Genomic DNA, 24,673 nt, shown 5'->3' on the forward strand with positions numbered 1-24,673 from the left:
ACACCGAAGCGGGGCGGGTGCGGGAGCTTGGCGATTGGCCGGTGGGCGACGGGCCTGGGGTAAATCCGTACAATGTCCGCGTTCTGCGGTTAACCATCAGATGGACGCGCCAGGGGCGCAGGAAATGGCTGTTTTGAAGAATTCCACCACGCAGATTCCGGACTGGCGGCAGAAACTTCAGTATCGACTGAAGGAGGGCGCATTGATTGCCCTGGCGGCGCTGTGCCTGTACCTGCTGATGACGCTGCTGACCTATAACGTCGCCGATCCGGCCTGGGACAACAGCGTGCAGGTCGAGCGCATTCTCAACGCCGGCGGCAGCATCGGCGCCTGGCTGTCCAGCGCGCTGTTCGGCGCCCTGGGCTATTTCGCCTACATCTTCCCGCTGCTGCTGGGCATCAAGACCTGGCAGGTGTTTCGCACGCGCAACCAGCCCTGGCACTGGAACGGCTGGCTGTTCTCCTGGCACAGCATCGGCCTGGTATTCCTGATCCTGTCCGGCGCGGCGCTCGGCGACATTCATTTCACGGCCGCGGCCGGCATGCAGGGCTCCGGCGGCGGCATGCTCGGCGCCAGCCTCGGCGACCTGGCCGTGCACGCGCTGAACGTGCAGGGCAGCACCTTGCTGTTCCTGGCGCTGTTCCTGTTCGGCCTGACCGTATTCACCGACCTGTCCTGGTTCCGCGTGATGGACCTGACCGGCAAGATCACCCTGGACCTGATCGAGTTGATCAACGGCGCCATCACCGGCTGGTGGAACGCGCGCAACGAACGCAAGCAGATGAAAGTGCAGCTGCGCGAGCTGGACGAGCGGGTCAGCGAGGTGGCCGCGCCGGTGGTCAGCGATCGCCGCGAGCAGGCCAAGGTCAAGGAGCGCCTGCTCGAGCGCGAAGAATCTCTGAGCAAGCACATGAGCGAGCGCGAGAAGCGCCCGGCGCCGGTGATCACCCCGCCCGCGCCGCCCAAGGCGGCCGAGCCGAGCAAGCGCGTGCTCAAGGAAAAACAGGCGCCGCTGTTCGTCGACACGGCTATCGAAGGCAGCCTGCCGCCGATTTCCATTCTCGACGTCGCCGAGAAGAAGCAGAAGCAGTTCTCGCCTGAGTCGCTGGAGGCCATGTCGCGCCTGCTGGAGATCAAGCTCAAGGAGTTCGGCGTCGAGGTGGTGGTCGAATCCGTGCATCCCGGCCCGGTGATCACCCGTTTCGAGATCCAGCCGGCGGCGGGGGTGAAGGTCAGCCGCATCTCCAACCTGGCCAAGGACCTGGCGCGTTCGATGGCCATGGTCAGCGTGCGCGTGGTCGAGGTGATCCCCGGCAAGACCACAGTCGGCATCGAGATTCCCAACGAAGACCGGCAGATCGTGCGTTTCTCCGAGGTGCTGTCGTCGCCCGAGTACGACGACGCCAAGTCGCCGGTGACCCTGGCCCTGGGCCATGACATCGGCGGTCGCCCGGTGATCACCGACCTGGCCAAGATGCCGCACCTGCTGGTAGCCGGTACCACCGGCTCGGGTAAATCGGTGGGGGTCAACGCGATGATCCTGTCGATCCTGTTCAAGTCCACGCCGGAAGAGGCGCGGATGATCATGATCGACCCGAAGATGCTGGAACTGTCGATCTACGAGGGCATTCCGCACCTGCTCTGCCCGGTGGTCACCGACATGAAGGAAGCCGCCAACGCCCTGCGCTGGTCGGTCGCCGAAATGGAACGCCGCTACAAGCTGATGGCGGCCATGGGCGTGCGCAACCTGGCTGGCTTCAACCGCAAGATCAAGGACGCCATCGAGGCCGGCACGCCGCTGACCGACCCGCTGTATCGCCGCGAGAGCATGGAAGACGAGGCGCCGCAGCTCAAGCCGCTGCCGACCATAGTCGTGGTGGTCGATGAATTCGCCGACATGATGATGATCGTCGGCAAGAAGGTCGAAGAACTGATCGCCCGTATCGCGCAGAAGGCGCGCGCCGCCGGCATCCACCTGATCCTCGCCACCCAGCGCCCCTCGGTGGACGTGATCACCGGCCTGATCAAGGCCAACATCCCCACCCGCATGGCCTTCCAGGTGTCGAGCAAGATCGACTCGCGCACCATCCTCGACCAGGGCGGCGCCGAACAATTGCTCGGCCATGGCGACATGCTCTATCTGCCGCCCGGCACCGGCCTGCCGATCCGCGTGCACGGCGCCTTCGTCTCCGACGACGAGGTGCACCGCGTCGTCGAGGCCTGGAAGCAGCGCGGCGCGCCGGACTATATCGAAGACATTCTCGCCGGCGTCGAAGAGGCCGGCAGCGGCTTCGAGGGCGGCAGCGGTGGTGGCGAAGGCGGCGAGGGCAGCGAGGAAGATCCGCTGTACGACGAAGCGGTCAACTTCGTCCTGGAAAGCCGCCGCGCCTCCATTTCCGCGGTGCAGCGCAAGCTGAAGATCGGCTACAACCGCGCCGCGCGGATGATCGAGGCGATGGAGATGGCCGGCGTGGTCAGCTCGATGAACACCAACGGCTCGCGCGAGGTGATCGCGCCCGGGCCGTCGCGCGACTGAGAGGTTGTGAATAAATCTACTGCGCTCCGGCGAAACGCGACCTGCCTTCGCTCGCTACGATTTCTTCACAACCTCTGAGCGCGGCGGCGGCGGACAAACCGGCGGATTCGCGGTCTACAAGATTCCACGGCGGCCCCAGCGGCGGCCGAGCAATGCGGGGCGTGGACGCCTCGCCATCCTTCAAGGGGTTTATATGCGTGTTATCCGCCTGCTGATGCTGGCCGCTCTGAGTTTCACCCTGCTGACCGCCCAGGCCGACGACGAGGCGGCCACCCAGCGCCTGACCGAACTGCTCAACCAGGCGCAGACCATCAGTGCCCGTTTCTCCCAGCTCACCCTCGACGCCAGCGGCACCCAGCTGCAGGAAACCGCCGGGCAGCTGGTTCTCAAGCGTCCAGGGCTGTTCCGCTGGCACACCGACGAGCCGATGGAGCAGTTGCTGGTGTCCAACGGCCAGAAGGTCTGGCTGTACGACCCGGACCTGGAGCAGGTGACCATCCAGACTCTCGACCAGCGCCTGACCCATACCCCGGCGCTGCTGCTGTCCGGCGACGTGTCGCAGATCCGCGAGAACTTCGAGATCAGCTACAAGGAAGGCGGCAGCGTGGTCGACTTCATCCTCAAGCCCAAGGCCAAGGACAGCCTGTTCGACAGCCTGCGCCTGTCGTTCCGCAACCGCGTGCTCAACGACATGCAGCTGATCGACAGCATCGGCCAGCGCACCAATATCCTGTTCCTCAACGTGAAGATGAACGAGCCGGTCGAAGATCACCTGTTCAGCTTCGACATTCCGCAAGGGGCGGACGTCATTCAGGAGTAAGGCGTGGACCTGTTCGGTCGGCAACCCGTCGCACAACCCCTGGCCGCGCGCCTGCGCGCGACCAGCCTGGACGAGTACGTCGGCCAGGAACACGTGCTCGGCCCGGGCAAGCCGCTGCGCGAGGCGCTGGAGCAGGGCGCCCTGCACTCGATGATCTTCTGGGGCCCGCCGGGCGTGGGCAAGACCACCCTGGCACGGTTGCTGGCCAAGGTCACCGATGCGCACTTCGAGACCATTTCTGCGGTGCTCTCCGGGGTCAAGGAGATCCGCCAGGCGGTGGAGGTGGCCCAGCAGCACGCCGCCCAGTACGGCCGGCGCACCATCCTCTTCGTCGACGAGGTGCACCGCTTCAACAAGAGCCAGCAGGACGCCTTCCTGCCCTATGTGGAAGACGGCACGCTGATCTTTATCGGCGCCACCACGGAAAACCCCTCCTTCGAGCTGAACAACGCGCTGCTGTCGCGCGCCCGCGTCTACGTGCTCAAGAGTCTCGATGAGGCGGCGATGCGCAAGCTGGTGGGCCGTGCGCTGAGCGAGCCGAAGGGCCTGGCCGGGCGTAACCTGAGCCTGCCGGAGGAGAGCTTCCAGATCCTCCTGGCCGCTGCCGACGGCGACGGCCGGCGCCTGCTCAACTTCCTCGAGAACGCCGCCGACCTGGCCGAGGATGGCGGCGAGATCGGCGTGGAGCTGCTGCAGAACCTGCTGGGCGACAGCCGCAGGCGCTTCGACAAGGGCGGCGAGGCCTTCTACGACCAGATTTCCGCGCTGCACAAGTCGGTGCGCGGCTCTAGTCCCGACGGCGCGCTGTACTGGTACGCGCGCATGCTCGATGGCGGCTGCGACCCGCTGTATATCGCCCGGCGGGTGGTGCGCATGGCCAGCGAGGACATCGGCAATGCCGACCCGCGGGCCCTGACCCTGTGCCTCAACGCCTGGGACGTGCAGGAGCGCCTGGGTAGTCCCGAGGGCGAGTTGGCGGTGGCCCAGGCCATCGTCTATCTGGCCTGCGCGCCGAAGAGCAACGCGGTGTACATGGCATTCAAGGCGGCCATGCGCGACGCCGCCGAACAGGGCTCGCAGGAAGTGCCGCTGCACCTGCGCAACGCGCCGACTAAGCTGATGAAGCAGCTCGGCTATGGCGACGAGTACCGCTACACCCATGACGAGCCGGATGCCTATGCCGCCGGCGAGGATTATTTCCCCGAGGCGCTGCAACCGCGCCAGTACTACGACCCGGTACCGCGTGGCCTGGAGCTGAAGATTCGCGACAAGCTCAAGCACCTGCGCAACCTGGACGCCAGCAGTCCGAGGCGGCGGCGAAAATGATGGTTCGCGTGGCGCTTGCCGTGGCCCTGGGGGGCGCGGCCGGTTCGGTTATGCGCTTTCTGGTCGCGAGCTGGGTCGCCGGTCACTGGCCGCGGCATTTCTACCTGGCTACCTTCGCGGTAAACCTCCTCGGTTGTCTGCTGATCGGCCTGTTGTCCGGCCTGTTTCTCACCCGCAGCGATCTGCCGCTGGAGCTGCGCACCGGGCTGATTACCGGAGTGCTGGGCGGCTTCACCACCTTTTCCTCCTTCAGCCTGGAGATGTTGAAGCTGATGGAGGGCGGTCGCGCCGTCGAAGCCTTCGGCTACCTGGCGTTCAGCATCATCGGCGGCCTGCTGGCGGCCTGGGCCGGGTTGAGCCTGGCCCGATTGGCATCCTGACCCGCTAAGGCTTTACACTCCACAACCCGCGCCACACTGCTGGCCACCACCATTTCGCCGTTGTCTTGAGACCCGAACATGCTCGATTCCAAACTTGTCCGCACGCAACTCACCGAAATCGCCGAGCGCCTCGCCACGCGAGGCTTCGTCCTCGACGTCGCCCGCTTCGAGGCCCTGGAGAGTCAGCGCAAGTCGGTGCAGGTGCGCACCGAGCAACTGCAGGCCGAGCGTAACAGCCGTTCCAAGGCCATCGGCCAGGCCAAGGCGCGCGGCGAGGACATCGCGCCGCTGCTGGCCGAAGTAGACCAGCTGGGCAGCGATCTGGAAGCGGGCAAGCGTGAACTCGATGCCATCCAGAACGAGCTGGACAACCTGCTGCTGAACATTCCCAACCTGCCGCACGAGTCGGTGCCGGTCGGCGAAGACGAGGACGGCAACGTCGAAGTATCGCGCTGGGGCACCCCGCGCAGCTTCGATTTCGCGGTCAAGGATCACGTCGCCCTCGGCGAGCAGCACGGCTGGCTGGATTTCGAGACCGCCGCCAAGCTCTCCGGCGCCCGTTTCGCCCTGCTGCGCGGCCCCATCGCCCGTCTGCATCGCGCCCTGGCGCAGTTCATGATCAACCTGCATACCGGCGAGCACGGCTATGAGGAGGCCTACACCCCGTACCTGGTGCAGGCCCCGGCCCTGCAGGGCACCGGCCAGCTGCCGAAGTTCGAGGAAGACCTGTTCAAGATCGCCCGCGAAGGCGAGGCGGACTTCTACCTGATCCCCACCGCCGAGGTGTCGCTGACCAATATCGTCGCCGGCGAGATCCTCGACGCCAAGCAGCTGCCGCTGAAGTTCGTCGCCCACACCCCCTGCTTCCGCAGCGAGGCGGGCGCCTCCGGTCGCGATACCCGCGGCATGATCCGCCAGCACCAGTTCGACAAGGTGGAGATGGTGCAGATCGTCGAGCCGAGCAAGTCCTTCGAGGCGCTGGAAGGCATGACCGCCAACGCCGAACGCGTGCTGCAACTGCTCGAGCTGCCATACCGCAAGCTGGCCCTGTGCACCGGCGACATGGGGTTCTCCGCGGTGAAGACCTACGACCTGGAAGTCTGGGTGCCGAGCCAGGACAAATACCGCGAGATTTCCTCCTGCTCCAACTGCGGCGACTTCCAGGCCCGCCGCATGCAGGCGCGCTACCGCAACCCGGAAACCGGCAAGCCGGAGCTGGTGCACACCCTCAACGGCTCCGGGCTGGCGGTGGGGCGTACCCTGGTGGCCGTGCTGGAGAACTACCAGCAGGCCGACGGCAGCATCCGCGTGCCCGAGGTGCTCAAGCCTTATATGGGCGGCATCGAAGTGATCGGCTGAGCCGGTGCAGAATAGGGGTGGCGCGGCCACCCCGTTTTTTAGGCGGAATGCCGGACGATGATCGTCGCGCGTAGGGTGCGCATGGCGCCCCCTACTAAGCTCGCCTTACTACCTCTTACGAGGCTGATCTGATGCAATTCCTTCCGCTGTTCCACAAGTTGCAGGATCGCCCGGTGCTGGTGATCGGCGGTGGCGAAGTCGCCCTGCGCAAGGCGCGCCTGCTGAGCGACGCCGGCGCCCGTCTGCGCGTCGTTGCGCCGGAGATCCGCAGCGAGCTGCAGGAATTGGCAGGACCGGCCGGTATCTTCCTGCGTGGCTACCAGGCCAGCGACCTGCAGGGCGTGGCCCTGGTGATCGCCGCCACCGACGACGAGCCGCTCAACGCGCAGATTTCCGTGCAGGCCCAGGCACTGGGGATTCCGGTCAACGTGGTGGACGCGCCGGCACTGTGCAGCGTGATCTTCCCGGCCATCGTCGACCGCTCGCCGCTGATCGTCGCGGTCAGCAGCGGCGGCGACGCGCCGGTGCTGGCGCGGCTGATCCGCGCCAAGATCGAGACCTGGATTCCGGCCACCTATGGCCAGCTGGCCAACCTGGGCAAGCGCTTTCGCGAGCGGGTCAAGCAGCTGTTCCCCGATGTGCAGCAGCGCCGGGTGTTCTGGGAGGACGTCTTCCAGGGCCAGGTGGCCGAAAGCGTGTTCGCCGGCAAGCCGGAGGAGGGCGAGCGTCTGCTTGAAGCGCGTCTGGCTGGCGCCGCACCGCGGGCGCTGGGCGAGGTGTACCTGGTCGGCGCCGGTCCGGGCGATCCCGACCTGTTGACCTTCCGCGCCCTGCGCCTGATGCAGCAGGCCGATGTGGTGCTCTACGACCGCCTGGTGGCGCCGGCCATCATCGAGCTGTGCCGCCGCGACGCCGAGCGCATCTACGTCGGCAAGCGCCGCGCCGACCACGCCGTGCCGCAGGAGCAGATCAACCAGCTGCTGATCGACCTGGCCCGCCAGGGCAAGCGGGTGCTGCGCCTGAAGGGCGGCGATCCCTTCATCTTCGGCCGCGGCGGCGAGGAGATCGAGCAGCTGGCCGCCGAGGGCATTCCCTTCCAGGTGGTGCCGGGTATCACCGCCGCCTCCGGCTGCGCGGCCTACGCCGGCATCCCGCTGACTCATCGCGACCATGCGCAGTCGGTGCGCTTCGTCACCGGCCACCTCAAGGACGGCAGCAGCGACCTGGCCTGGCAGGATCTGGTGGCGCCCAACCAGACCCTGGTGTTCTACATGGGGCTGGTGGGGCTGGCCGGCATCTGCGAGCAACTGATCGCCCATGGCCGTGCGCCCACCACCCCGGCGGCGCTGATCCAGCAGGGCACCACGCAGAACCAGCGGGTGTTCACCGGTACCCTGGCGAGCCTGCCGCAATTGGTGGCCGAGCATGAGGTGCATGCGCCGACCCTGGTGATAGTCGGCGAGGTAGTGCAGTTGCGCGACAAGCTGGCCTGGTTCGAAGGGGCGCAGAGCGACGTCTGAGCGGGGTGCGTTTGTGCTCAGCACCCAGGGTGGATGAGGTCTTCTGCATCCACCGTTACTGCTGTCAGAGTGGATCGATAAAGCGCGATCCACCCTGCCGGATGGTGGCTTCTCCCGGGGGCGGCTTCAGCCGCGAATCAGCCTATTCCTAGCGCTGGAACACGCCCTTGCCCGGCAAGCGTTGGCGATTATGGGGGTGATTGAAGTCCAGCTTCGGCCCCTTCGGAATCACCCCGGTCGGGTTGATGCTGGCGTGGCTGGCGTAGTAGTGCGACTTGATATGGGTGAAGTCCACCGTCTCGGCGATCCCTGGCCACTGGTAGAGTTCGCGCAGCCAGTTGGACAGGTTCGGATAGTCCTCGAGGCGCCGCAGGTTGCACTTGAAATGCCCGTGGTAGACGGCATCGAAGCGGATCAGCGTGGTGAACAGGCGGATATCGGCTTCGGTCAGGTACACACCGGCCAGGTAGCGTTGCTCGGCCAGTAGCGCCTCCAACTCGTCGAGGGCGGCGAACAGCTCGTCGAAAGCCTCCTCGTAGGCCTCCTGAGTGGTGGCGAAGCCGGCACGGTAGACACCGTTGTTCACCGCCGGGTAGATGCGCTCGTTGAGCTGGTCGATGCGCTCGCGCAGCGCTTCGGGATAGAAATCCAGGCGATTGCCGGTCAGCTCATCGAAGGCGGAGTTGAACATGCGGATGATCTCCGCCGATTCGTTGCTGACGATGCCGCCGGTGTGCCTGTCCCACAGCGCCGGCACCGTGACCCGGCCGCTGTAGTGCGGGTCGTCGGCGGTGTAGCGCTGGTGCAGGTAGCGCAGGTCATCGAGGCGGTCGCCGCTGGAGCCGAAGGCGCGGTCGAAGGTCCAGCCATGCTCGCGCATCAGCCAGCCGACCACCGAAACCTCGATCAGTGGCTCCAGCCCCTTGAGCTTGCGCAGGATCAGCGTGCGGTGGGCCCAGGGGCAGGCCAGCGACACGTAGAGGTGGTAGCGTCCGGCCTCGGCCTTGAAGCCGCCGTCGCCGCTCGGCCCGGCACTGCCGTCGGCGGTGATCCAGTGGCGGCGCTGGGCGTTCTCGCGCTGGAAGCGACCGCTGTCCCCGGTGTCGTACCACTGGTCGTGCCAGCGTCCATCGATCAACAAGCCCATCGCGCCTTCCTCCGTTTCGAATGAATCTGGAGTCTAGCGCCAGAGGCTCGATGGAAAGGTGAAAAAAGCCGGTTGAACCCTTCGATCAGTTCGATTGGAGGCGGCAGCTCCAGCGCCGCTCGGCTTCGGCGAACGCCTGCTCGCGCGGCAGCCCCAGGCCGCGCAGGGCCAGGGCCATGGTGGCGATCACCGCCAGACGGGCGTAAGCGTCTTCGCGCTCGCCGCGCCAGAAGGCGAGCAGCTGTTCGGGCTGCAGGCTTTCCGGTTTGACGTGGCGCTGTGCCGACAGCGCCGGCCATTCCTCGTCCCAGGCCTGGCCGTCCTGCGTGCCGTAGAGGTGGCAGACGGCATCGGGATTGACCTCGATCTCGCCGCCTTCGCCCTTGATCACTATGGCGTGATCGCCGAGCAGCTGGCTGGCCTCGCGGTGCACCGCCTGGTAGCCGGGATGGAAGATGCTCTGCAGGCCGCAGCGTGCGCCGAGCGGATTGAGCACACGCGCCAGGGAATGAATCGGCGAGCGCAGGCCGAGGGTGTTGCGCAGGTCGATCATGCGCTGCAGCGCTGGCATCCAGTCGCCCAGGTGGCTGTAGGCGAGGCGGTGCTGTTGCAGGGCGGCGTCCACCGCCGACCAGTTGCGGCACAGGGGAATCCCCAGTGGCTGCAGCAACTGCTCGCAGTACAGGCGGCCGGCGGTATGCGCGCCACCGCCATGCAGGAAGATGCGCACGCCGCTGGCGGCCAGCGCCTTGGCCGCCAGCAGGTACCAGGGCAGATGCCGCTTCTTGCCGGCGTAGCTCGGCCAGTCCAGATCGACATCGATGGCAGGCGTTGCCAGGCGCGCACGCACCGCCTCGGTGAAGCTGGCCAGTTCCTCGGCGCTTTCCTCCTTGTGCCGCAGCAGCATGAGGAAGGCGCCCAACTGAGTGTCCTCGGCCTTGCCGTCGAGCAGCAGACCCATGGCCTCGCGGGCTTCCTCGCGGGTCAGGCTGCGCGCGCCGCGCTTGCCCTTGCCGAGGATGCGCACGAACTGGGCGAAGGGGTGTTCGGCGGGAGTGATCAGGTTCATAGGCAATTGGTCGGTTTCGGCAGGCCGGCGAGCTTGGCCGCCAGTTTGGCTGGGGTGCCCTTGAACAGGCGGTTGAGGTGCAGGCTGTTGCCCTTGTCCGGACCCAGCTTGAGGGCCACGTACTTGATCAGCGGGCGGTTGGCCGGCGACAGCTGGAATTCGGCGTAGAAGGCGCGCAGCAGCTGGAGAATCTCCCAGTGCTCGGCGCTCAGTGGCAGGTCTTCGGCCGCGGCCAGGGCCTCGGCGACCGGCTCGGACCAGTCCTGCAGGTCGACCAGGTAGCCGTCCTTGTCCAGGGCGATTTCACGGCCGTCGAGGTTCAGGACGTTCATAACCAGCTGTTGACCTTGGCGTAACGGCTGCACAGTTCGACGAAACCGGGGTAATCCACCGCCTGCACCCGTTCGGGCGCCGTCAGGCCGCGGGCAGCGAGGTCTTCGTCCAGCGCATAGAGGGCGATGCCGGTCGGCAGCAGTTGCAGCGCCTGCAGGTTGGCGGTGTTTGGCTGCAGCGCGTAGAGCGCATCGCCGGTGAGCAGCAGGGCATCGTTCGCGCCGAGCAGGCGCAGGCAGCTGACCAGGCGGCTGTCGGCGAAGGGCGAGTGAGAGAGGATATGCAGGGTGGCCATCAGAGGGTGATCACCTGGTCGTAGCGGTCGAGTAGGCTGGTCAGTGCGCCGTCGTCCAGGCGCTGCACCGCGAGCTGCAACTCGGCATCGTCGAGGCCGCGCTCGCTCAGGCTGCGGGCGCTGGCATATAGCGCCTCCACGCCGAACAGCGGCAGGGCCTGCAGGTTGGCACCGAGATCCTTCTGTTGCACGGTGCCCGGTTGTTGGCCGGCGGCCAGTTGGAACACGCCATCGTCGAGAAACAGCAGGCCGATGGGCAGGTCGAAGGCGCCGCCGGCCAGGGCGATGTCCAGTGCCTCGCGGGCCCCGGGGCCGCTCCAGGGCGCCTGGCGACTGATGATCAGCAGCGACTTGCTCATTACTGGCCTCCGAAGCAGATCAGGCGGTCGGCCTGCTGCGCCGCCTCATGCAACTGGCCGAGGCCGGACAGCTCCCAGGGCGCCTGCAGGTTGGCCGCCGGCCGTGCGTAACGCTGCGCCTCATCGGCATCGAGCACGCCGCGGCGCAGGGCGGCGGCGATGCACACCACGGCGTCCAGCCCGTGCTCGCTGACGAACTCGCGCCATTCCCGCGGCAGGTCGAGCTCGTCCTGCGGGCTGACGACGTTGCTGGCCGCGCTGTGCACGCCGTCCTGGTAGAAGAACAGGCGCACGATCTCGTGGCCGCCGGCCAGCGCGGCCTGGGCGAAACGCAGGGCACGGCGGGAGGCGGGCAGATGGGGCGCAGCGAACAGGGCGATGGCGAATTTCATGGAGCGTCCGGCGAGGCAAACTGACGGCAATGATAAGGCCAGGGGCGTATGGCAGACAAAGAGTCCTTGACGGTGCCTTGGTGGGCGCGGGCTTTGCGCCAACAAGCGCGCAAAGAAAAGCCCGCCGAGGCGGGCTTGAAGGGGGACGAAAAGGATCAGTCGTCGCCGCCCATAATGCCGAAGATCTGCAGCAGGCTGACGAACAGGTTGTAGATCGACACGTACAGGCTGATGGTGGCCATGATGTAGTTGCGCTCGCCGCCATGGATGATGGCGCTGGTCTGATAGAGGATGCAGACCGAGGAGAACAGCACGAAGCCGGCGCTGATGGCCAGTTGCAGGCCGCTGATCTGGAAGAAGAAGCTGGCCAGCACGGCGGCGAGCAGGACGAAGAAGCCGGCGGTGATGAAGCCGCTGAGGAAGCTCATGTCCTTGCGGGTGGTCAGCACATAGGCGGACAGGCCGCAGAATACCAGCGCGGTCATGGAGAAGGCCGAGCTGATCACCTCGGCGCCGTTGGCCATGCCCAGGTAGCGGTTGAGGATCGGCCCGAGGGTGTAGCCCATGAAGCCGGTCAGCGCCAGGGTGGAAACCAGGCCCCAGACCGAGTCGCGCAGCTTGTAGGTGAGGAAGAACAGGCCGTAGAAGCCGATCAGCACCACGAAGAAGTTCGGGTAGGGCAGGTTGGCGCGCTGGCTGAGGAACGCGACCAGGCCGCTGAAGGCCAGGGTGATGGCCAGCAAGCCGTAGGTATTGCGCAGGACGCGGCTGACTTCCAGCTGCTCGGCCTGCGAGTGATTGAGTACGTAGTCTTGCTCTTGCATGGCGACGCTCCTGTGGCACAAGGGTTCCGATATTCGAATGTTCCCGATCATAGCAGAGCCCGGCGCAGTGCCAAGGCGCAGAGTTTGACAGTGTGTTGCGTTCCGGTAAGATTGCCGCCCGCACTGCAGCGGAGGTGTGGCCGAGTGGTTTAAGGCAACGGTCTTGAAAACCGTCGATGGGCAACTATCCGTGAGTTCGAATCTCACCGCCTCCGCCAATTCCCTTTGCCTTGACGCAATTTCTGATCTTTATCTGGCGCTTGCTTTTTGACTGCCGTGCGCCAAGCTAGGTCAGGCCCTGGCTTTTTGCTAAGGTGACCGACAAGTTCAACCTCACTGCGTACGCGGTGGCTGACAAGGTGCAACGAGGTGGCCGATTGATTAGGGTGCTGGTGGTCGACGACCACGATCTGGTTCGCACAGGCATTACGCGCATGCTCGCCGACATCGACGGCCTGCAGGTGGTGGGCGAGGCCTGCACCGGGGAAGAATCCCTGCTCAAGGTGCGTGAGCTCAAGCCGGACGTGGTGCTGATGGACGTCAAGATGCCCGGCATCGGCGGCCTGGAAGCCACGCGCAAGCTGATGCGCAGCCATCCCGACATCAAGGTCGTCGCCGTCACCGTGTGCGAGGAAGATCCCTTCCCCACGCGCCTGTTGCAGGCCGGCGCCGCCGGTTACCTGACCAAGGGCGCGGCGCTGGAGGAGATGGTCCAGGCCATCCGCCTGGTGTTCGCCGGCCAGCGTTACATCGACCCGCAGATCGCCCAACAACTGGCACTGAAGTCCTTCCAGCCGCAGAGCAATGGCTCGCCGTTCGACCTGCTGTCCGAGCGCGAGATCCAGATCGCGCTGATGATTGCCAACTGCCATAAGGTGCAGAACATTTCGGACAAGCTGTGCCTGTCGCCGAAGACGGTCAATACCTACCGCTACCGCATCTTCGAGAAGCTCTCCATCACCAGCGACGTCGAGTTGGCGCTGCTCGCGGTGCGCCACGGCATGGTCGACGCCGTCAGCTGAAGATGTCAGCCCCCTTCGATTCGAGTGCCTTCCTGGCGACCTGCAGCGGTCGCCCCGGCGTCTATCGCATGTTCGACGGCGAGGCCAAGCTGCTCTATGTCGGCAAGGCGAAGAACCTGAAGAAACGCCTGGCCAGCTATTTCCGCAAGACCGGCCAGGCGCCCAAGACCGCCGCCCTGGTGGCGCGCATCGCGCAAATCGAAACTACCATCACCGCCAACGAGACCGAGGCGCTGCTGCTCGAGCAGACCCTGATCAAGGAATGGCGGCCGCCGTACAACATCCTGCTGCGCGACGATAAGTCCTATCCCTACGTGTTTCTCTCCGACGGCGACTTCCCGCGCCTGGGCATCCATCGCGGCGCCAAGAAGGCCAAGGGGCGCTACTTCGGCCCCTATCCCAGCGCGCTGGCGATCCGCGAGAGCCTCAGCCTGCTGCAGAAGACCTTCCTCGTCCGCCAGTGCGAGGACAGTTACTACAAGAACCGCACGCGGCCGTGCCTGCAGTATCAGATCAAGCGCTGCAAGGGGCCTTGCGTCGGCCTGGTCACGCCTGAGGAATACGCCGAGGACGTGCGCCATTCGGTGATGTTTCTCGAGGGTCGCAGCAACGCGCTGAGCGACGAACTTTCCGCCGGCATGGAAAAGGCCGCCATGGCCCTGGAGTTCGAGCGCGCCGCCGAGCTGCGCGACCAGATCGCCCTGCTGCGCCGGGTGCAGGATCAGCAGAGCATGGAAGGCGGCAGCGGCGACGTCGACGTGATCGCGGTGATGCTCAATCCCGGTGGCGCCTGCGTGCACCTGATCAGCGTGCGCGGTGGCCGGGTGCTGGGCAGCAAGAACTTCTTCCCTCAGGTGGCGATCGAGGAGGAGGGCGGCGACGTGCTGATGGCCTTCCTCGCCCAGTACTACCTGGGCAATGTCGAGCGCGACCTGCCGAGCGAGCTGATCGTCAACGTGCAGCACGAGGATTTCGCCACCCTGATTGAGGCGGTCGAATCCTTGCGCGGGCGCAGCCTGAGCATCAGCCATCGCGTGCGCGGCACCCGCGCGCGCTGGCAGCAACTGGCGGTGACCAATGCCGAGCAGGCGCTGGCCGCGCGTCTGGCCAATCGTCAGCACCTGGCCGAGCGCTTCGAGGCGCTGGCCACGGTGCTGCAGATGGACGAGCCGCCGCAGCGCATGGAGTGCTTCGACATCAGTCATTCCAGCGGCGAGGCGACGGTGGCGTCCTGCGTGGTGTTCGGCCCGGAAGGCCCGCTCAAATCCGATTACCGCCGCTTCAATATCGAGGGCGTCACCGCCGGCGACGACTACGCGGCGATGCATCAGGCGCTGACCCGACGCTTCAGCAAGATCAAGGACGGCGAAGGCAAACTGCCGGACGTGCTGCTGGTGGATGGCGGCAAGGGCCAGCTGGCCATGGCTCGCGAGGTGCTGCAGGAGCTGGCGGTGCCCGACCTGGTGCTGCTCGGCGTGGCCAAGGGCACCACGCGCAAGCCGGGGCTGGAGGTGCTCTATCTGAACGATGCCGAGCACGAATTCACCCTGCCGGGCAACTCGCCGGCGCTGCATCTGATTCAGCAGATTCGTGACGAGTCGCACCGTTTCGCCATCACCGGCCACCGCGCCCGGCGTGGCAAGGCGCGGCGCACCTCGAGCCTGGAGGAGGTGGCAGGCGTCGGCCCGAAGCGCCGGCGCGAGCTGCTCAACCACTTCGGCGGCCTGCAGGAACTGTCCCGCGCCAGCGCCGAGGAAATCGCCAAGGCGCCGGGAATCAGCAAAAAGCTCGCCGAGTTGATTTATGCCACCTTGCACAGCGAGTAGAATGCCCGCTCACCTCGCAGCCCAGTTGTGCCGATGAATATCCCCAACTTGCTTACCGTGCTCCGGGTTCTGCTGATCCCGGTCTTCATCCTGCTGTTCTACTTGCCGTTTTCCTGGAGCTACTGGGCCGCCAGCGCAGTCTTCGCCATCGCCGCCGTGACCGATTGGCTGGACGGCTATCTGGCGCGGCGCTGGGAGCAGGGCACGCCGTTCGGCGCCTTCCTCGACCCGGTGGCGGACAAGCTGATGGTGGCGGTGGCCCTGGTGCTGCTGGCCGCCGAGCACTCCAACCTGTGGCTGACCCTGGCCGCGGCGACCATCATCGGACGCGAGATCGTGGTCTCCGCGCTGCGCGAATGGATGGCCGAACTGGGTGCGCGCGCGCATGTGGCGGTGTCCAATCTGGGTAAATGGAAAACTGCGGCGCAGATGGTGGCGCTGGTGATCCTGCTGGCCAATCCGCCGCAATTCACCTTCTGGGTATTGCTCGGTTATGCCCTGCTGATCATCGCCGCAGTGCTGACCCTGTGGTCGATGTTGCACTACCTGCTGGCCGCCTGGCCGCACCTGCGCACCACCTCGGAAAAGAAATAAGTATTTTTGAATCAAAGGGTTGACGCGGCGATTCGATTCTATAGAATGGCGCCCGTCACCAAGACAAGCGGGAATAGCTCAGTTGGTAGAGCACGACCTTGCCAAGGTCGGGGTCGCGAGTTCGAGTCTCGTTTCCCGCTCCAGTTTTACACGAGTCGCCACGGCGGCTCGTTTGATTTAAGGCTGAGTTGCAGAGTGGTTATGCACCGGATTGCAAATCCGTGAACGCCGGTTCGATTCCGACCTCAGCCTCCAATTCAAAAAAAGCCTCGTAGATCCATGATTTACGAGGCTTTTTTATTATCCCAAGGCAATCCCCATGCCTTGCGGCTGCTGTAGGCGCTGTATATAGTCCAGCCCTTCAGCGCAGCGCTACCGCCCGAATGGCGAAATCGGTAGACGCAGGGGACTTAAAATCCCTCGCCAGCAATGGCATGCCGGTTCGAGTCCGGCTTCGGGCACCATTGACATGATTTCNCAGCGAATGGAAGGGGATGCCGCACATGGGGATCGACTGGCCGGCGGACTGGCCACGGGCGGTGAGGGTGATATCCAGCAGCTTCGCGGCTTTCTTCGCGTCTTCGTAGAAGATCTCGTAGAAATCCCCCATGCGGTAGAACATCAGCTGGTCCGGGTGCTGGTTCTTCAGTTTCCAGTACTGCTGCATCATCGGGGTGTGCGAAGAAAGATCTATTTTGTTCATTAAAATCAATCGCTTATGATTCGTTCGTCTGGCCGTTTGGGCAGATTTGGGGTAATTTTATCGCGGCATGCTTGCCCCATCTGATGCGCTTCAGCTTCCTCGGGGATGCTGAACTCCTCCCGCGGGCATTCGCCTTTTCGTGCCTCGAATGGCTCTCTGAGTTCAACGGGGAGAGGTCGAAGGTCAGGTTGCCGCGCACTGCCAGATGCCTGCAGTAGCCAGCGCGTAGGTTTTGATCGCGCTGGTACGCAAAGGGGAGCTGTTGGCCCTGTTGGTAACTCCGAGTGCTTGCTTTGGTGCCGAGGCTGATGTTGGTTAGCCTGGTGATGATGGCCACAAGCTTGTCCTTTAAGGTCACTTTGTCGCGTCGTGGTCATCGAGAGACCATTGTCCGGTCTTCAGCATGAATAGCTCGAAAAGACCTGGTGGCATCGTCCGGTCGCCCGCCTCCCATTGTTGCCAGGCGCGTAGTGAGGCCTGAACTGCATGAGCCGCTTTTGTCTGGGTTAACCCTGCTACTACGCGCGCCTCTCGGATTGCTGTCGGCGTGGGGCTTTGTGGCTTCATTGGGGAATTCATAGGGCGCCGATGAGTCAGCACTGCAACAGTGCAAGCAAAAAGATTGCGGCCGAATTATATGTTCAACGCGCGTACTGGGTAGGTAAATCAGGCAACCTGACCACGCGATGTTTGTGGTGCAAGAAACACTCTGGCTCTATGAGGGAGTGCAGCGCCCTCGTTACAGCGCCTCAAAAATAGTCGATGCGCTCGCCGATGCAAGACAGGTTGACAGCCTGATCATGGGGGCAGTGGCGCACGGGTGCTCAGGCTGCCTGTTTCTCCGGGGCATTTCTGGCCATGCTCTGTATGCCTTCCCATATACGTTCCAACTCCCTCGGTGACTCCGAGTCAATCCAGCGCGCATAGACCTTCACGAGCATGGAATAGTCGCTGTGGCCCATCTGGTTGGCAATGAACGCCAAGTTTCCACGTGCAGTCAGGTTCCAGCAAGCGTAGGTGTGGCGGGTCTGGTAGGGAGGGCGCGGCCGAATGCCCGATCGCCGGATCAGGTTGGCCCATTTGCTATTCCAAGCAGTCGGTACGAAGTAGTCGTTGACATCCTTCTTGCGTGCCTGGGTTTTCGGTGACAGCAGCACGCGCACCCGGTCGGTGCGGGATTCGTGACGGTTGAGCCAGACCTGCAGATCTACTGCTTTGCGTTGTTCAGCATCGGCGACAAGGATCTTCAAGGCTTCCCGCGCCGGCGGGTACAGCAGAATAGTGCGTTCCTTTTGGGTCTTGGGTACCTTGAATGTGATCGATTGCGTGATCGAGCGCCGCACCTTTATCTTGCTGAAATCCGGGTGCACATCTTCAACGGCCAAGGCAAGCAGTTCGCCAGGCCTCAGGCCGGTGTAGACCGCTAGAGTGACGGCCGCCCTGTCGATCGGATGTAGGCAACCTTTCTCGATGAGTGCGTCGAACTCTTCAAAGGTGAGTGGATCGGGCTCCTTGTTGCTCTTGGTAAAGCGGGTGCAGTGCTTGCCGAGTTCCCCGCAATAGCCGTTGCTCTCGCACCAGTGGAGGAAGCCGGCGAAAGTGGCGAGGTAGTGGTTCACCGTTGAAACCGCACGTGTGGCGATCAGGTCCACCCTCAGCTTTTGAATGTCCTCGGGTAGTAGCGTGTCGATCTGGCGGTTGCGTCCGATGAGTTCCAGGCAGGCATTCAGCGCAATTTCGTAGCGAGACTCCGTCTCCGGAGTAAGATCCACTGCCTTGAGTGGTTTGTAGCGATCACACAGATCGTTCAGGCGTTTGCCGGCAGTTGCAAGTGCTTCTGCCGGACGAGAATGCGGGAAAAATTCTGATTCGTGATAGTTGCCGGATCTCAGTGCGAACAGAGCGGCGCTGCGTAAGCCGGCCGCGTGCTTGATGTTGGCCTTCGTGGGCTCGATGCCTAAGGTATGTCGATGTCTGACACCCTTGTACATGAAATATACCCGGATCGAATTTCCGTGAATCTCAATCCCCGTATAGCCCGTTTTCCTGTTCTCTTTGTCCGCCATAAGACAACCCTCGGTATTCCTCCTGCTTTTGATGCCTGCAACGTGCGATGACCTGACATAGCCTCCAGAAGTAGTGAAGAGGTCTGCGTCTGCAAGGCAGCGCAACAGTAATACGCTCAATGCGCGTATTTCAAGGTATGGCTTTTTGCTTGTATGAGGGCCAGTGTCCTGCCACCGGGGGTCAATGCGAACTGGGATGCCGCTCGCTTTCTACCCATCGCTCGAACTCAACGAGATTTACGAAAATGCGGCCGTCCGGGGCCTTGCGCCAGATGCGCCCCTGCACCCATATACCGTTCTTGACCTTGTGGCGCACGGCATTCTCGGTGTAGCCGGTGACTTCGGCGAAGCGTTTGACCAGGACCCATCGGCAAGAGGTACTCATGAAGTTCTCCATGTGCGGCCAGCACGATGACATTGGCTAATAGATGGAGAAATTCTCTAGGCGGATTCGCGGCCAGAAAACCTGGGTAGGCGTGGATGGGCGTAGGTGGGCGATGGATGTTGGGGTGTTTGCCCCGTTGCTGTCATTGCTGCGTGGGCCTCAGTCGAAATCGTACGCAGCTTCCACATCTCGTGCCGTGGAAGATCGGGAGTTTTTCGAGGGTATCGGCGCCGTATGGATACGGCGCCTCTGGTTCGGTAGGCCGCTACTGCAGCCAGCTTTCGACGACGTCAGCGCCGAACTCTTCTTTCCAAGCTTTCAAGACTTTGTGGTTGCCGCCTTTGGTTTCGACAACTTCGCCGGTCTTGGGATTCTTGTAGCGCTTTACCTGGCGAGGACGACGCACTCCGGAGTCCTGTTTGCTGGGCTTGCCGACTTTGGTTTGAGGGTCAAGGATAGCGATGATGTCGCGCAGGCCTTTGTCGTACTTCGACATCAGGGCGCGGAGCTTTTCCTCGAATTCCATCTCCTTCTTCAGGCCGTCGTCTTTCTTGAGAGCTTCAAGCTCTGCCAGTTGAGCGGCCAGTTGCTGTTCAAGGGCGCGAAATTCGGCAAGTTTCGACATGCTGTCAGTTTTCCTTTGTGAGTATTAGGTTGTATGGCCGACTATAGCTGTAATCCCTATGCAAGGGAATGCTGCTCGACAGTTGCGTCCGGATATTAGGAAAGCTGTTTGCACATTTCGCCAATTACGATGCTGACGATAGTTCTCAGGCAACGCGTTTCACCTGCAAGAGTTGCTTGGAGATTTGGCTTTTTCTGCGCCAGTTCCTGATTGTCGCGGACGACTTGTTCAAGCAGCTGATTCGCAGTGGCCTGGATACCCGATGTCATTTTGTCTATTGATGCCAGTGCTGCGCTGGCTTTTATACCCATGGCCTCGGCAGCGGCAACGAGATTTGTGCGATTGAGGCGCGTAATCCGGTCCTCTTCTCCAACTGGCCAGGCCATTCTGACCTGTTCTGGCCAGCCATCCTGGTCAAACGCTCGAGTGGTGTACACCGCGGTGCTCAGCAGGTCGTAAAAGGGGGAAAGGTTTACTCCCTTGGCTGTGACCAAGAAACTGAGGTTTTTCAGGTGGGCGTCGCCGTTGCCCACCAGGATGTTGAACACTAGCCAGCGGAATAGCTCGAGTCGAGCTTTTGCCGGGATGTTGCACATCTTGCTGATATCCAGCAGGCGTTGCACGCTGCCTTGATCGTACTTGTAGGCTCGGTCGAGTCCAAGCAATTGGCAGGCATCAATGCAATGCAGCCGCTCCCAGCCTTTTGGTGTTTGCCGCCTATCGAAACGGGAGATGAGGTAGACCGGTTGTGGAACATACCTGCGAGTGACTTCTGGAACTTGAAGGCCCATTCTTTTTGCCAGAGTCATGACAAACCACTCGTTAATTACCGAATGTGCGTAGGTCAAGTCTGGGTGGTCAGGTTTGAGGATATGGGTCGAGGGCATGTTGCCGGTGGGTTCTAGCAGTTGCTCTCCGTCTAAGATGATGGCCATCTTGTGCTGAGCGCCTGCCAGCGACATACGCTTGGCAGCTTGCTCGGCTAGAGGTACGCGGGGCATATCACGAATGCGCTGCGATAGTACTTCATCAGGTAATGCCCGAAGTTCACCAGGTGTAGGATGCTGATCTGGTGGAAGGAGGGTGATAGAGCCGGCCGATTCAGCTCCGAATTGGGTAAGCAAGCCAAAGGCATCGGCTACTGAGGTATGCGCGGCTCGAGCGATCAACTGTCGCTGGCCTTCCTCGGGCAGCAAGTTGTCGAAGTACCACTGTACTGGACGCACCGAGGCGCCATCCATGTGCGGTTCATTCTGCAGGGGCAGGTTAGGGCAAAGAGGGTAGGCACCCGGTTGGCGTAGCCATTGCTGGGTGTAAGCGAAGCTCCAAAGCCCGTTCTGTTCGGATAAGGTGCCGATCAGTGTGTGGTTGATCCAGACGTTTAATTGGCGATCCATTGCAGTTTTCTATCTCTGGGCAGGTTGCTGTTGTTCAGATTTTTTGAGAAGCCTTTCCAGATTCTGTCGAGTTTGTTCTGCGACTTCATCCGGGACATCAACGTAGACTTGAAGTCCCAGCTCCCGCATGACCTGGAAAAGCTTTCCCCAATGAACAGACTCGCCGCCACGCTCCACTTTGCCGAGGAAGTTCTCGGACACGCCGATGCTGCCCGCGGCATCGTCCTGGCGCATGTCCATGGCCTTGCGGCTTGAGCGAATCACCATGCCAATTTTTTCCGGTGTGTCGATCTGAAACTGCATGCCTAAATCCTCATGATCAAGCGGATTATGCTGTCGTAAGTCTATTCTAGCCATAAATCCGCATGATCGTGAGGATTAATGGGGGTGGACCATGGATAGCATTAGAAACCTCACGTTCTTGAGGATTTTTATCAATTCAGTTGGGCGCATGAGAAAATCCACTTTCCGCTGTTTAGCGTGGATCGATGGTTTGTGGCGCAGCAGATAGTGCAGGCTTGTTAGTTCTTTTGAATACCCGATCCCTCGCCATGAAGGCCTCCAGCATGTGCGGGATGAGCGTCAGAGCGTCGACCTCTTCGCCATAGGTTTGCGAGTGAAGCGCCGCGTAGCGCTCGAGGTCAGCTTTCAGGCGGGCCGGGCAAGTGAAGGTCAGCTTCAGGTTTTCGGTTTTCGGCAAAGGGCCGAGACGCAACTTGGTCGTGCTCATTGCAGGTTCCTCTGTTGAGTGGAGGAGGGCTGATAGGGACGCAGCACCAGATCGCGGTTGACGATCACGCGCACTGGCAGGCCTGGACGCTGCGTCAGCGTGGGTTGGATATCGAGGTTGCGGCGGGTGACTTCCTGGCCGACCTGATTCACCGTGTCCTGCAGGCTGTCGCGACCGGCGATGATGATGCGGTCGCCGTCGGTGCGATTGGTCGGTGCCGCCAGTTCGGCACCGATGCCAAGCAGGCTGGTCATGGCCGCGCCGGCGACGATCCGATCCCAATGCCAGTCGACGCCATCCTCGAGACCGGCATAGCCGGCGGCGTCGGTGCCGACCAGGTTGTCGAGCTGGAAAGACGAGGTGTCTGGCAGGATCACCCGCTGCCACACCACCTGCACGCGGCTTTGCCCGTAGCTCACTTGGCTGTTGTAGCGGCCCAGCAGGCGGGCTCCTTGAGGGATCAGCACGTGCTGGCCAGTGGCGCTGTCGTAGACCGGTTCGGTCACCGTGGCGATCACGTCGCCGGGTAGATCCGACTTGATACCGGTGACCAGCGCCGCCGCGATCACGGTGCCGGCCATTACTTGGTAAGGCGAATCAGGCATCTGCAGCAATCCGGAATTACGGATTTGTGCATTTACGGATTTACTGAGAAACGCCTCGTTCCGTTCCTGCTGGGGCGGCGTTCCTGACGTTGCGCCTACTGTGCCTGGCGAGGTCGCACCCAGAATCATGGGATCTTGTTGGGCGTCCCCAGTGGGTACGACATTCGATCTCCTCGCGCTGCTGGTCTGGAAAAACACCGAGGACTGCGCCGCCTCCTCGGCTTCCTTGAGCCGGGCAAGACGCTCGGCTTCGGCGGCGTCTGGACCATGACCATAGCCCTGCGCCTGCTGCTCGGCCCTGAGCATTGGCCCGCCCAGATCGCCAGGTAGCGGTGGGCCCAGTTGCGGTATCTCAGGCGCAGGTGGAGGCGGCAATTGCGAGTAGTCTGCTGGCAATTGTTCCAGCCCCTCGGAGCGTGCCACGCGGTCGACGTTGTACAGCTCGTTTGGCTCGGCACCCTGGCGGCGCTGCTGCGGCTGAAGTGACCACAGCATGGCACCGAGCACCGCGGCCGATAGGCCGCCGACCACTGCTGCCAGCATGCGCGGGTTGAGACGAGTGACCGGGCGCGGCTTGGCGCGCAGCTCCAGCGACTCCGGCGTCTCCTTGGACGGTAGCGGGGTTGCCGCGGCTTGATTGTTGTCCTTGGCCGTCATGCTCAGAGCCTCCGTGCCACGCCATCGGTGCGCTCGATCCGCACCACGTCACCCTTGTCGGCGCCCAGGCGCAACTCGGCCGCGCCGAACAGGCGGTCGACGATGTAGTAGGGCGAGCGGAAGCGGTAGTTGACCAACTGTCCGTCGCCTTCCGAGCCGATCACGAAAAGCGGCGGCAGCTCACCCTGGGCGATGCCGGCCGGGAACTGGATATACACCTTGCGCCCATCGTCGAAGACGCGCAGCGGTTTCCAGGGCGGGTTGCTGCCGCTGATTGCATAGCGAAAGCGCAGCTGCTCCAGCGCCAGGCCGGCGTCCACCGGAGCCGCGGCTTGGGCGGCACTAGCGTGGCGGCGCAGGGCGAGCATGCGATCCTTCGGATAGTCCCAGGACACCGACGCCATCCAGGCGTGTTCGGTGGAAGTCAGTTCGATCAAGTAGGTGCGGCGCGTGGTGGCGATCACCAGGTTGGTCTTGAGGTCGACCCGCGTCGGCTTGATCAGCACGCTGGTGCGCAACTCGTCTCCGCTACCACTGGTGGTGTCGCCGACGATCCAGCGCACCGTGTCGCCGGCAGCCACGGTGACCAGCTCCTCACCGGGCTGCAGGTTGACCGCCGTCAGCCGGCCCGGGCTGGCGTACACCTGATATAGCGCGCCATCGGAGTAGGGCCACACCTGAATGGCGTTGATATAGCCCTCGCGGCTCGGCGCGACCCGAGCCTCGCGATTGGCGCGCGAGACCCGCACGCGCTCATCGGCCGGCTCCTTGGCTGGTTTGCTGGGTTGAGTTTCTGGCAGCGGTTTGAGCTGCGCCGGCAGGGCCAGGGGCTTGGGCACTTCCACCACTTCGATCGGCTTGGGCGGCTCCGGCAGATGCTGTGCCTCGACCGGTTCATCCAGCGCGATCACCGGCGGTTCCTGGCTGGCGCAGCCGGCCAGCATGCTCAGCAGCAGAGGGCAGATGCGGAGGTTCAGGGCGGTTTTCATGGTTTCTTGGCTCCTTGCGTAGTGTCCAGCTCACGGCTCCAGGACAGGCCGTTGACGTAGATGCCGAGCGGGTTGCGGCGCAGTTTTTCCTCAGTGCGCGGAGGCTGCAGTACCAGTGAGAGCACGGCGGTCCAGCGCTCCAGGCCGGCGGCCGAACCATTCACGAAACGGCGTTCGATCCAGCGCACCTGGAACGAGCTGTCGCTGGCACGCACCACGCTGGTGACCTCGACCGATACCGACTCCTTGCCGACCCGGGTGAAGGGATCGTTGGCACGGGCATAGTCGTTGAGGGTGGCTGCGCCTCGGTCGGTGGTGGAGTGATAGGCCTCCAGCCAGTTCTGCCGCACCACCACCGGATCGATCGACAGCGAGCGCACCTGCTCGATAAAGCGCGCCAGGTGATGGGCGATTTGCGCATCCTGGGGCTGGTAGGGACTGGCGGCTTCGCCGACGGCGCGCACCTGGCCGAGGCTGTCGACCTCCACCACGTAGGGCGTCACCGTCGACTGCGCCGAACGCCAGACCAGCCCGCCAGCCATCAGCAGCGCCAGGCCCAGACAACCGAAGGCCATCAGCCGCCAGTTACGCGCCTGCGCCAGGCTGCTGCCCATGCGTAGATCCCAGGCCTGTGCCGCGGCCTGGTAGGGCGTGATGGGTTGTGGGGTGTCGCTGTAGCGCACCCGTGGACGTCTGAATCGCATCCTCGTCCTC

At 63.3% G+C, this 24,673-nt stretch carries 25 protein-coding genes, 4 tRNA genes and 1 pseudogene; 13 read left to right on the forward strand and 17 right to left on the reverse strand.

Going from position 1 to position 24,673, the window contains the following annotated elements; translation table 11 throughout:
* The first annotated feature begins 124 nt into the window (after positions 1-124).
* The 6 genes from ftsK to cysG all read left to right on the forward strand — a co-directional run bounded on the left by ftsK (position 125) and on the right by cysG (position 7,941).
* Positions 125-2,536 carry a DNA translocase FtsK gene (gene ftsK / locus ACW9UL_RS10405; RefSeq protein ID WP_457790655.1) on the forward strand — a complete coding sequence of 804 codons (2,412 nt, stop codon included), beginning with the start codon at positions 125-127 and terminating at the stop codon, positions 2,534-2,536.
* 193 nt (positions 2,537-2,729) lie between these two features.
* On the forward strand, positions 2,730-3,356 hold the full coding sequence (lolA, locus tag ACW9UL_RS10410) for an outer membrane lipoprotein periplasmic chaperone LolA (protein ID WP_397484787.1): 627 nt from the start codon (positions 2,730-2,732) through the stop codon (positions 3,354-3,356).
* 3 nt (positions 3,357-3,359) lie between these two features.
* The gene (locus ACW9UL_RS10415) at positions 3,360-4,682 is read left to right on the forward strand and encodes a replication-associated recombination protein A (RefSeq protein ID WP_457790657.1); all 1,323 of its coding nucleotides are present in this window, start codon (positions 3,360-3,362) and stop codon (positions 4,680-4,682) included.
* On the forward strand, positions 4,682-5,062 hold the full coding sequence (crcB, locus tag ACW9UL_RS10420) for a fluoride efflux transporter CrcB (RefSeq protein WP_031302765.1): 381 nt from the start codon (positions 4,682-4,684) through the stop codon (positions 5,060-5,062). The genes ACW9UL_RS10415 and crcB overlap by 1 nt, the downstream gene beginning before the upstream one ends.
* 78 nt (positions 5,063-5,140) lie before the next feature.
* The gene (gene serS, locus ACW9UL_RS10425) at positions 5,141-6,421 is read left to right on the forward strand and encodes a serine--tRNA ligase (protein ID WP_397497119.1); all 1,281 of its coding nucleotides are present in this window, start codon (positions 5,141-5,143) and stop codon (positions 6,419-6,421) included.
* Positions 6,422-6,552: 131 nt separating this feature from the next.
* Entirely contained in the window at positions 6,553-7,941 is a 1,389-nt protein-coding gene (gene cysG / locus ACW9UL_RS10430; RefSeq protein WP_021442558.1) for a siroheme synthase CysG, read from the forward strand.
* A gap of 148 nt (positions 7,942-8,089) precedes the next feature.
* Here the strand turns inward: cysG and ACW9UL_RS10435 are convergent, their stop codons facing one another.
* From ACW9UL_RS10435 to ACW9UL_RS10465, 7 genes are all read right to left on the reverse strand, one after another.
* On the reverse strand, positions 8,090-9,088 hold the full coding sequence (locus tag ACW9UL_RS10435) for a glutathione S-transferase family protein (RefSeq protein ID WP_397497117.1): 999 nt from the start codon (positions 9,086-9,088) through the stop codon (positions 8,090-8,092).
* 85 nt (positions 9,089-9,173) lie between these two features.
* Positions 9,174-10,157, reverse strand: coding sequence for a glycosyl transferase family protein (locus ACW9UL_RS10440; RefSeq protein WP_457790660.1), 984 nt, complete (start codon positions 10,155-10,157; stop codon positions 9,174-9,176).
* Positions 10,154-10,489: a TusE/DsrC/DsvC family sulfur relay protein gene (locus tag ACW9UL_RS10445; RefSeq protein WP_021442555.1), complete on the reverse strand. Its 336-nt coding sequence runs from the start codon at positions 10,487-10,489 to the stop codon at positions 10,154-10,156. The genes ACW9UL_RS10440 and ACW9UL_RS10445 overlap by 4 nt, the downstream gene beginning before the upstream one ends.
* Positions 10,486-10,785 carry a sulfurtransferase complex subunit TusB gene (gene tusB / locus ACW9UL_RS10450; RefSeq protein ID WP_021442554.1) on the reverse strand — a complete coding sequence of 100 codons (300 nt, stop codon included), beginning with the start codon at positions 10,783-10,785 and terminating at the stop codon, positions 10,486-10,488. Before tusB ends, ACW9UL_RS10445 begins: the two co-directional genes overlap by 4 nt.
* The gene (gene tusC, locus ACW9UL_RS10455) at positions 10,785-11,144 is read right to left on the reverse strand and encodes a sulfurtransferase complex subunit TusC (RefSeq protein WP_021442553.1); all 360 of its coding nucleotides are present in this window, start codon (positions 11,142-11,144) and stop codon (positions 10,785-10,787) included. The genes tusB and tusC overlap by 1 nt, the downstream gene beginning before the upstream one ends.
* A complete protein-coding gene (tusD, locus tag ACW9UL_RS10460; protein ID WP_021442552.1) occupies positions 11,144-11,536 on the reverse strand; it encodes a sulfurtransferase complex subunit TusD in 393 nt (130 codons plus the stop codon). The genes tusC and tusD overlap by 1 nt, the downstream gene beginning before the upstream one ends.
* Before the next feature lie 155 nt (positions 11,537-11,691).
* Positions 11,692-12,360, reverse strand: a complete 669-nt coding sequence (locus ACW9UL_RS10465; protein WP_021442551.1) for a Bax inhibitor-1/YccA family protein — start codon at positions 12,358-12,360, stop codon at positions 11,692-11,694.
* 130 nt (positions 12,361-12,490) lie between these two features.
* Here ACW9UL_RS10465 and ACW9UL_RS10470 point away from each other — a divergent pair.
* From ACW9UL_RS10470 to ACW9UL_RS10500, 7 genes are all read left to right on the forward strand, one after another.
* Positions 12,491-12,578 (forward strand) — tRNA-Ser (locus ACW9UL_RS10470).
* A 159-nt stretch (positions 12,579-12,737) separates the two neighbouring features.
* A complete protein-coding gene (gacA, locus tag ACW9UL_RS10475; RefSeq protein WP_031302763.1) occupies positions 12,738-13,382 on the forward strand; it encodes a response regulator transcription factor GacA in 645 nt (214 codons plus the stop codon).
* A 2-nt stretch (positions 13,383-13,384) separates the two neighbouring features.
* Complete coding sequence (gene uvrC, locus ACW9UL_RS10480; RefSeq protein ID WP_457790663.1) at positions 13,385-15,208, forward strand: excinuclease ABC subunit UvrC; 1,824 nt, start codon at positions 13,385-13,387, stop codon at positions 15,206-15,208.
* Between the two features lie 33 nt (positions 15,209-15,241).
* Positions 15,242-15,802 (forward strand): CDP-diacylglycerol--glycerol-3-phosphate 3-phosphatidyltransferase, encoded by a 561-nt coding sequence (pgsA, locus tag ACW9UL_RS10485; RefSeq protein WP_021442548.1) that lies wholly within the window; start codon positions 15,242-15,244, stop codon positions 15,800-15,802.
* Between the two features lie 67 nt (positions 15,803-15,869).
* Positions 15,870-15,945: transfer RNA gene (locus tag ACW9UL_RS10490), tRNA-Gly, on the forward strand.
* Positions 15,946-15,983: 38 nt separating this feature from the next.
* Positions 15,984-16,057: transfer RNA gene (locus tag ACW9UL_RS10495), tRNA-Cys, on the forward strand.
* 122 nt (positions 16,058-16,179) lie between these two features.
* Positions 16,180-16,266 (forward strand) — tRNA-Leu (locus tag ACW9UL_RS10500).
* A gap of 2 nt (positions 16,267-16,268) precedes the next feature.
* Here the strand turns inward: ACW9UL_RS10500 and ACW9UL_RS10505 are convergent.
* The 10 genes and pseudogenes from ACW9UL_RS10505 to trbF form a co-directional block, all read right to left on the reverse strand.
* Positions 16,269-16,505 (reverse strand): annotated as a pseudogene (locus ACW9UL_RS10505) (MutS N-terminal domain-containing protein); the annotation flags it as partial.
* A gap of 824 nt (positions 16,506-17,329) precedes the next feature.
* On the reverse strand, positions 17,330-18,571 hold the full coding sequence (locus tag ACW9UL_RS10510) for a site-specific integrase (protein ID WP_122109795.1): 1,242 nt from the start codon (positions 18,569-18,571) through the stop codon (positions 17,330-17,332).
* Between the two features lie 181 nt (positions 18,572-18,752).
* Complete coding sequence (xisR, locus tag ACW9UL_RS10515; protein WP_457790666.1) at positions 18,753-18,956, reverse strand: excisionase family protein; 204 nt, start codon at positions 18,954-18,956, stop codon at positions 18,753-18,755.
* Positions 18,957-19,221: 265 nt separating this feature from the next.
* Positions 19,222-19,581 (reverse strand): histone-like nucleoid-structuring protein, MvaT/MvaU family, encoded by a 360-nt coding sequence (locus ACW9UL_RS10520; protein WP_457790668.1) that lies wholly within the window; start codon positions 19,579-19,581, stop codon positions 19,222-19,224.
* Between the two features lie 95 nt (positions 19,582-19,676).
* On the reverse strand, positions 19,677-20,978 hold the full coding sequence (locus ACW9UL_RS10525; protein WP_457790670.1) for a HipA domain-containing protein: 1,302 nt from the start codon (positions 20,976-20,978) through the stop codon (positions 19,677-19,679).
* A 9-nt stretch (positions 20,979-20,987) separates the two neighbouring features.
* Positions 20,988-21,281 carry a helix-turn-helix domain-containing protein gene (locus tag ACW9UL_RS10530; protein ID WP_457790672.1) on the reverse strand — a complete coding sequence of 98 codons (294 nt, stop codon included), beginning with the start codon at positions 21,279-21,281 and terminating at the stop codon, positions 20,988-20,990.
* Between the two features lie 172 nt (positions 21,282-21,453).
* A complete protein-coding gene (locus ACW9UL_RS10535) occupies positions 21,454-21,708 on the reverse strand; it encodes a DUF2274 domain-containing protein (RefSeq protein ID WP_457790674.1) in 255 nt (84 codons plus the stop codon).
* The gene (locus tag ACW9UL_RS10540) at positions 21,705-22,970 is read right to left on the reverse strand and encodes a TraB/TrbI/VirB10 family type IV secretion system protein (RefSeq protein WP_457790676.1); all 1,266 of its coding nucleotides are present in this window, start codon (positions 22,968-22,970) and stop codon (positions 21,705-21,707) included. Before ACW9UL_RS10540 ends, ACW9UL_RS10535 begins: the two co-directional genes overlap by 4 nt.
* A 2-nt stretch (positions 22,971-22,972) precedes the next feature.
* Positions 22,973-23,959 carry a P-type conjugative transfer protein TrbG gene (gene trbG, locus ACW9UL_RS10545; protein WP_457790678.1) on the reverse strand — a complete coding sequence of 329 codons (987 nt, stop codon included), beginning with the start codon at positions 23,957-23,959 and terminating at the stop codon, positions 22,973-22,975.
* Positions 23,956-24,663: a conjugal transfer protein TrbF gene (gene trbF, locus ACW9UL_RS10550; protein WP_457790680.1), complete on the reverse strand. Its 708-nt coding sequence runs from the start codon at positions 24,661-24,663 to the stop codon at positions 23,956-23,958. The genes trbG and trbF overlap by 4 nt, the downstream gene beginning before the upstream one ends.
* Positions 24,664-24,673 lie beyond the last annotated feature (10 nt).

The sequence above is a fragment of the Pseudomonas sp. PL-6 genome, assembly GCF_054110165.1.